The sequence below is a fragment of the Stappia sp. genome (assembly GCF_048261845.1).
Lineage (GTDB): Bacteria > Pseudomonadota > Alphaproteobacteria > Rhizobiales > Stappiaceae > Stappia.
Map to the genome: position 1 here is coordinate 1 of NZ_JBLXFR010000108.1, position 7480 is coordinate 7480.

The window sequence follows — 7480 nt, forward strand, 5'->3', positions numbered from 1 at the left end:
CCCGTCCGGTCTTGTCGAGCCGCCGGCGCAGGGCCTCGCCGTCGCCGCCGGCGGACGTCTCCGATGTCTCGGCCGCGTCCTGCAGGCGGTCGGCGCGCAGCCGCGCCACCGTCTCGCGCAACTCGGCGATCTCCTTGTCGCGGGCAAGAAGGGCCGCGCGCAGGCCGGCCTCGACCCGCCTTGCGCGCTCGTCCGCCTCCTGCAACTGGTCGCGCAGCGACGTTGCTTCCTCGTTCTTGCGCCGGAAGGAGGCTCCCGCCAGGTGCGACCACATGTGCACCTCGCCGAAGATCCGGGCTCTCAAGGTCCCGGGAACATGCGCATGCGTCATGAAGGCCCAGTAAGCCGGGGCCACCTGGCCGCGTTCGCACATCTCGGTCCACAGGGCACTGAGCGCGTCGGCATCGCGCGCCCGCCCGACCCGGCGCAGGGCGCCCTCGAAGCGGCTGTCGAGCAGTTTCTGGAAGGCGCGGGAAAAGGCGCAGTCGGTGGTCGACAGGCGCACGAAATGGCCGTGCACGTCGTAGTCGGGCGTGTCGGGCGCCACCTCGATGCCGGTCTTGCGGGCCACCCGGCGCAGGTCGTCGACGCTGGCGCAGGTGCCGACGATCGAGCAATGCACGCTGTCGCCCTGGTCCCACAAGGCGATGCGCCGCCGTGCGGCGGACGGTTCGGCCGCGCCCGTGTCGCGGGCACTCGCCGCTTCGGCGGCGACCGCGTCCTGGATCGCCTGCCGCAAGTCCTGATGTCTGGCACACATGGAGCCGAGGCCCTTCCCGAAGGGTTGCAAATGATCGTCCTGCAAAGAGCGTGGCTTGCTGACCGTCGAGGGAGTTGACGGATGGCTTGCTGGCGCTTGGATCTCCGTAGCGCTCTCCCCGGGCACAGCGAGAGGCGAAACGGACATTGCCTTTGCTATAAAACATGAGTATTTGAGTCAAGAATAATCTTGCGAACGGTTCGCAAGTTTAGAGCGGTTCCAAACCGTGCGCGGCCACGCCTCTCCGGTCTTCACCGGGCCGGGCAAGGCGCCGCGCCCATCCGCCACGCGTTCGCCCGCCATGCGTTCGCCCGTCACGCGATCGAAGGAGCAAGACGATCATGACTCAGACGCCCAACCACGCCCATGCCACGCTTTACAGGCGGCCGCGCACCACCCAGCGCACACTGACCCTGCCGAAAGGCACGCAGCAGACGGCGCCGCTGGAACTGGACAGCTCCGCCCTCTTCCAGGGTGCCCGGGAGGTGCATATCCGCCACAAGGACATGGTCTACCGCCTCTCGATCACCCGTTTCGAGAAACTGCTTCTGACCAAATAGGGCCGGCCTGATCTTCGGCACGCCTGACCCGGCCCCGCCTGGCCAGAGCCTCTTCCCCGCACCGGCCGGCGCGGCCCACGCCCCGCGGGGCGTGGGCCCTGTCCGCTTCCCCGCACAAGGGCCGCGTTCGCGGCGGCGCGGCCGCTTGCCTTTGGCCGGCCGATCTGGCAGGAATTCGGGAGCGCTGCCGGCAACGACACCGGTGGCGGCACTGGCAATGACACCCTGGCGATACCGGCAAGAGGCAGGAACCGACGTGCGAGCAACCGCCGTCCCCTCCACGCGGATCAGGCGCTCACCGTCCACGGCGCAGGCCGGGGCGACCGCCGTTTCGACCCTGGCCGCATGTGTCCGGCCCGCCGCCCGCACCTTGGCGCAGGGCCCCGCCTGCGGGCGATTTAGACGCACCTGACCCCGGGGCCCCTCCCGCGCCGTCCGGTTCCGCGCAAGCCTGAGCGCTGCTGCTGGAAACCGGCTGAAAGTCTGCTAAAAGACCTCAACTCCCTGTCAACGTGCCGCGCCGGCAAGCCGGCCGCGCGCCGCCAAGTCCGACGGTGCCATGTCCGAACTGCAATCCCTTGAAACTGCGATTCTCGCGGCCATCGCCGCCGCCTCCACCGAAGCCGAGCTGGAAGAGGTGCGCGTTGCCGCCCTTGGCAAGAAGGGCTCGGTCTCCGAGAAGCTGAAGACGCTCGGCGCGCTCTCGCCCGAGGAACGGCGCGAGATGGGCCCGGCGATCAACGGCCTCAAGACCCGCGTCGCCGAGGCGCTCGCCGCCCGCCGCGACCTGCTGCAGGAAGCCGCGCTGGACGCCCGCCTGCAGTCCGAGCGCGTCGACGTCACCCTGCCGCTGCGGGCGGCACCGGCGGAGACCGGCCGCATCCACCCGGTCAGCCAGGTCGTCGACGAACTCACCGCGATCTTCGCCGACATGGGCTTTTCCATCGCCGAAGGTCCGGACATCGAGACCGACCATCTCAACTTCACCCAGCTCAATTTCCCGCCCGACCATCCGGCGCGCGAGATGCACGACACGTTTTTCCTGCATCCCAAGGAGGACGGCGAGCGCATGCTGCTGCGCACCCACACCTCGCCGGTGCAGGTGCGCACGATGATGTCGCAGAAGCCGCCGATCCGGGTGATCACCCCGGGCCGCACCTATCGCTGCGACAGCGACCAGACGCACACGCCGATGTTCCACCAGGTCGAGGGACTGGTCATCGACAAGGGCAGCCATATCGGCCACCTGAAGTGGATCCTGGAGGAGTTCTGCAAGGCCTTCTTCGAGGTCGACGAGATCAAGATGCGCTTCCGCCCCTCCTTCTTCCCCTTCACCGAGCCGTCGATGGAGGTCGATATCGGCTGCGATCGCTCCGGCAACGAGGTGAAGATCGGCGAGGGCAACGACTGGCTGGAAATCCTCGGCTGCGGCATGGTCCATCCCAATGTCATCCGCAATTGCGGTCTCGACCCGGATGTCTACCAGGGCTTCGCCTGGGGCATGGGCATCGACCGGATCGCCATGCTGAAATACGGCATGCCGGACCTGCGCGCCTTCTTCGACGCCGATATCCGCTGGATCGAGCATTACGGTTTCCGCCCGCTCGACCTGCCGACCCTGTTCGGAGGCCTGTCGCGATGAGTGCCGTCAGGACATTTTGGCGCGCCGGCCGCCTGCTCGTGCTGCTCGCCATCCTTCTTGGGCCGGGCGTGTGGACCCTGCCGGCCGCCGCGCAAGGGGCGGGCACACCCGCCTCCTTCGTCGAGGTCTGCGCTGACAAGACCAGCGAGCGCGGCCGGCTGCGCTATTGCGATGCCTATTTTCGCGATGCGCTTGGCCCCCAGGCCGACGCCGTTCTCTACCTGCGCGACCGCATCACCACCCTGCGTGCCAGCCAGGAGGTGAACGCCGAAAGCAACTACGAGAGCTTCCTGAGCGCGGTCGCCATCGTCGCCTTCCTGTCGATCGCGACCATGCTGCTGGTGGTCAGCGAGCGGCGCATAACCGGTATCGCCAAGTGGTCGTCGGTGACCTCCGCCGCCGCCGTTCTGGTGATGGCCGCAACGATGACGCTCGGCTGGCTCGACAAGTACCGCGCCGAGGATGCGACGATGCTGGAGCTTGGCCTGTTGCGCGACCAGATCGAGGTCGAGGCCTCGCATGCGATCGCCGGCGGACGCCTGCTCGACGACGCGCAGATCCGCCGCTGGACCGACCGGCTGCACCAGATCGGCGTGCGCTTCGCCACCAGCTATGGCGATGCGTCCATCGTCCCCGATCTCGACCGCTTCACCCCGACGAACTGAACGCTCGCGCCCGCGCCGGCCGTCCGGCGCCCGTGGCTGCAAGACACGAAGAGACCAAGCCCATGAAATTCACCCTCTCCTGGCTGAAGGAACATCTGGAGACCGATGCCGGCCTCGACGAGATCGTCGAGACGCTGACCCGCGTCGGCCTCGAGGTCGAGGACGTGACCAGCCCGGCCGACCGGCTGAAACCCTTCACCATCGCCAGGGTTGTCGATGCGAAGCCGCATCCCAATGCCGACCGGCTGAAGGTGCTGACGGTCGATGCCGGCGACGGCAAGGCGCCGCTGCAGATCGTCTGCGGCGCGCCGAATGCGCGCGCCGGCCTTGTCGGCGTGCTGGCGCGGCCGGGCGATTATGTCCCCGGCATCGACGTGACGCTGTCTGTCGGCAAGATCCGGGATGTGGAAAGCTTCGGCATGATGTGCTCCGAGCGCGAGCTGGAGCTGTCCGACGAGCACAACGGCATCATCGACCTTGGCCCCGACGCGCCGGTCGGTGTTTCCTATGCCGAATGGGTCGGGCTCGACGATCCGGTCATCGAGATCGGCCTGACGCCGAATCGTCCCGACTGCACGGGCGTTGCCGGCATTGCCCGCGACCTTGCCGCCGTCGGCCTTGGCAAGCTGAAGGAAAACCGCCCGGCGCAGGTCCCCGGCGAGGGACCGTGCCCGGTCAACGTGCGTCTCGAATTCGGCGACACGCCGCCGCTCTGTCCGGCTTTCGCCCTGCGCCTCGTGCGCGGTGTGAAGAACGGCCCGTCGCCGGACTGGATGCAGAAGCGGCTGAAGGCAATCGGCCTGCGCCCGATCAACGCGCTGGTCGACATCACCAACTATGTCACCTTCGATCGCGGCCGCCCCTTGCATGTCTTCGATGCGGCCAGGGTCAAGGGCGACCTCGTGGTGCGCCGTGGCCGCGAGGGCGAGGAACTGCTGGCGCTCGACGGCAAGACCTACAAGGTCGACGACACGATCTGCGTCATCGCCGACGACAACGGCCTGGAATCGCTGGCCGGCATCATGGGCGGCGAGCTCTCCGGCTGCACGGAGGAAACCACCGACGTGCTGATCGAATCCGCCCTTTGGGACGACACCAACATCGCCCGCACCGGTCGCAAGCTCGGCATCAACACCGATGCACGCTACCGGTTCGAGCGCGGCGTCGATCCGGCCTTCTGCGTTCCCGGCGTCGAACTCGCCACCCGCCTCGTCATGGACCTGTGCGGCGGCACGCCGAGCGAGATTTCGATGGCCGGCAAGGTGCCGGAGACCGATCGCAGCATCGATTTCCCCTTCTCGGAGGTGAAGCGGCTGACCGGCCTGTCGGTCTCGGACGCGGAGATCAAGGGCGTGCTGTCGCGGCTCGGCTTCTGGGTCACCGGCAGCGGCGACACGGTCAAGGTGGCGCCGCCCTCCTGGCGCCCGGACGTGCATGGCAAGGCCGATCTCGTCGAGGAGGTCGTGCGCATCGTCGGTCTCGACAAGGTCGTCTCGACGCCGCTGCCGCGTCTCGCGAGCGTCGCCGGCCGAGTGCTCACGCCGGGCCAGACGCGCCGTTCGCAGGCGCGCCGGGCACTCGCGGTGCGCGGCATGAAGGAAGCGGTCACCTGGTCCTTCATCTCGCGCGCCCAGGCGGAAGCCTTCGGCGGCGGCACGCGTCTGCTGGAACTGGCCAACCCGATTTCCGCCGACATGTCCGACATGCGCCCGAGCCTCGTGCCGGGTCTCGCCGCCGCTGCCCAGCGCAACGCCGATCGCGGCTATGACGATGTGGCGCTGTTCGAGGTCGGCCAGGTCTTCGCGAACGACACGCCGGAGGGCCAGTCGATGGTCGCCGCCGGCGTGCGTCGTGGCACCGCCGGCATGACCGGGTCGGACCGCCACTGGTCGGGCAACGCGCCGGAGGTGAATGTCTTCGATGCGCGTGCCGACGCGGAAGCGGCGCTTGCCGCCATCGGCGCGCCGGTCGACAAGCTGATGGTCTTCGCCGAGGCGCCGTCCTGGCTGCATCCGGGCCGCTCGGGCGAGTTGCGCCTTGGCCCCAAGACGGTGCTTGCCCGCTTCGGCGAGCTGCATCCGCGTGTTGCCAGGGCGCTCGATCTCGACGGCCGGCTCGCCGTCTTCGAGGTCTATCTCGACGCCGTGCCGCAGCCCAAGGCCAGGCCGGGGCGCTCCAAGGGCGCCTTCGAGGCCTCCGACCTGATGCCGGTGCGCCGCGACTTCGCCTTCGTCGTCGACGAGGCGGTGACCGCCGAACGCCTGATCAAGGCCGCGCGCGGCGCCGACAAGGCGCTGATCGTCGACGTGTCGCTGTTCGATGTCTATCGCGGCGCCGGTGTCGCGGAAGGGCACAAGTCGATGGCCATCGACGTCACCCTGCAGCCGCGCCAGCGCACCCTGACCGAGGAGGAGATCGACGCGGTCGGCGCGAAGATCCGCGCCGCGGTGGAAAAGGCGACCGGCGGCACCCTGCGCGCCTGAGCCCGGTCACGGGCGAAATTGAACGCAAAGGAAGGGCACGGGAGAGACATCCCGTGCCCTTTCATGCTTCCGCTCCAGGGCTTGCACCGCGCGCGTCCAGCCCGCATCCTGTCGGGCAGGGGGGCGTTGCAGGAACAGATGCGAGTGACGAGGGGACCAGATGACGGCGGCGCAGGCAGCGGCGGTTGACCGCGGACCCGGTCTCGCCTTCGGGCGCACGACGCTTGGCGATCCGGCCCTCACCAGTGAGGACGACCGGCGGCGCGTGCTGGAACTGATCCTGCGCATGGATCCGGTCCTGATGCGGGTGCTGAGAGCCGCGCGTGACCTGGCATTGCCCGACTGGCGGCTTGCCAGCGGCGCGATCTACCAGACCGTCTGGAACGCGTTGACCCGCCGTCCGGCCGGGCACGGCATCAAGGGTTTCGACCTCGTCTATTTCGATGGCGACACCAGCTACGAGGCCGAGGACCGGGTCATCGCCCGCGCCCGGCCGCTCTTTACCGGCCTGCCGGCGCCGGTCGAGATCCGCAACCAGGCCCGCGTCCATCTCTGGTTCGGGGAAAAGCACGGCATTTCCTGTCCGCGCCTGCCCTGCACCGATGCGGCCCTGCTCAACTATGCCGCGCGCACCCATGCGGTTGCCGTCCGGCTGGAGGTGGACGGGCGCCTGTCGATGGTCGCGCCCTTCGGCCTTGCCGACATATTCGCCATGCGGCTGGTGCCCAATCCGGTGCTCGACAATGCCGCCGCCTACATGGAAAAGGCGGTCAGGATGAAGGCCGCCTGGCCGGAGATCGAGATCGTGCCCTGGCCGGCGGCGGAGACGGGAGCCGCGGAGGTCGCCGCGACTGCCGTCTCAGGCGGTCCGGCCGCGCCTCATTCGGCCGCCTCGGGCAAGCGCGACTGGATGACGCTTTCCACCAGCCCGCGCAGTGAATTGCCCAGATAGATGCGGCCGGCACCCTCCAGGTCTTCCACCCTGAGATCCGCCTCAAAGGCGCGGCCGCTTTCGATCAGCGCCGCCCGCAGCGTGCCGGGCAACAGGCCGTGCCGGAGCGCCGGCGTCAGCAACCGCCCGTTGCGGGCGATGAAGAGGTTGGTGAAGCTGCCTTCCGTCAGGAAGCCGTCCCGGTTGGCGAACAGCACCTCGTCGCAACCGCTCCTGGCGGCAAGGCGCGCCCGCGTTCCGTCATAAAACGCCCGCCGCGTCGTCTTGTGGGCAAGCAGCGGGTCGCCGGCATCCACGGCGACATCGGCAAGCGCCACCTTCCAGCGCAAGGGTGCCGGCGGCATCTCGGTCGCCTCAAGGCTCAAGGTGCCATCCGGATCGAGCGTCAGCTTCACACGGCGTGCCGCCGTAAAGCTCC

Annotated in this window: 6 protein-coding genes and 1 pseudogene; 5 read left to right on the plus strand and 2 right to left on the minus strand. The window is 68.6% G+C overall.

Annotated elements, in window-relative coordinates:
• Positions 1–760, minus strand: a pseudogene (locus tag ACN0T5_RS21055) (hypothetical protein); the annotation flags it as partial.
• 341 nt (positions 761–1101) lie between these two features.
• Between ACN0T5_RS21055 and hemP the strand changes: the two are divergent.
• The 5 genes from hemP to ACN0T5_RS21080 all read left to right on the plus strand — a co-directional run bounded on the left by hemP (position 1102) and on the right by ACN0T5_RS21080 (position 7062).
• Positions 1102–1320, plus strand: a complete 219-nt coding sequence (gene hemP / locus ACN0T5_RS21060; RefSeq protein WP_417770569.1) for a hemin uptake protein HemP — start codon at positions 1102–1104, stop codon at positions 1318–1320.
• 559 nt (positions 1321–1879) lie between these two features.
• Positions 1880–2962 (plus strand): phenylalanine--tRNA ligase subunit alpha, encoded by a 1083-nt coding sequence (pheS, locus tag ACN0T5_RS21065; protein WP_417770570.1) that lies wholly within the window; start codon positions 1880–1882, stop codon positions 2960–2962.
• Complete coding sequence (locus ACN0T5_RS21070; protein WP_417770571.1) at positions 2959–3627, plus strand: phenylalanyl-tRNA synthetase subunit alpha; 669 nt, start codon at positions 2959–2961, stop codon at positions 3625–3627. Before pheS ends, ACN0T5_RS21070 begins: the two co-directional genes overlap by 4 nt.
• Positions 3628–3689: 62 nt before the next feature.
• Entirely contained in the window at positions 3690–6110 is a 2421-nt protein-coding gene (gene pheT, locus ACN0T5_RS21075) for a phenylalanine--tRNA ligase subunit beta (RefSeq protein WP_417770572.1), read from the plus strand.
• 160 nt (positions 6111–6270) lie between these two features.
• Positions 6271–7062: a nucleotidyltransferase family protein gene (locus tag ACN0T5_RS21080; protein WP_417770573.1), complete on the plus strand. Its 792-nt coding sequence runs from the start codon at positions 6271–6273 to the stop codon at positions 7060–7062.
• On the opposite strand, the gene ACN0T5_RS21085 is transcribed toward ACN0T5_RS21080, so the two are convergent.
• On the minus strand, positions 6990–7480 hold a 491-nt coding region (locus tag ACN0T5_RS21085), incomplete at its 5' end, for an aminotransferase class IV (protein WP_417770574.1). The two genes, ACN0T5_RS21080 and ACN0T5_RS21085, sit on opposite strands and share 73 nt — an antisense overlap.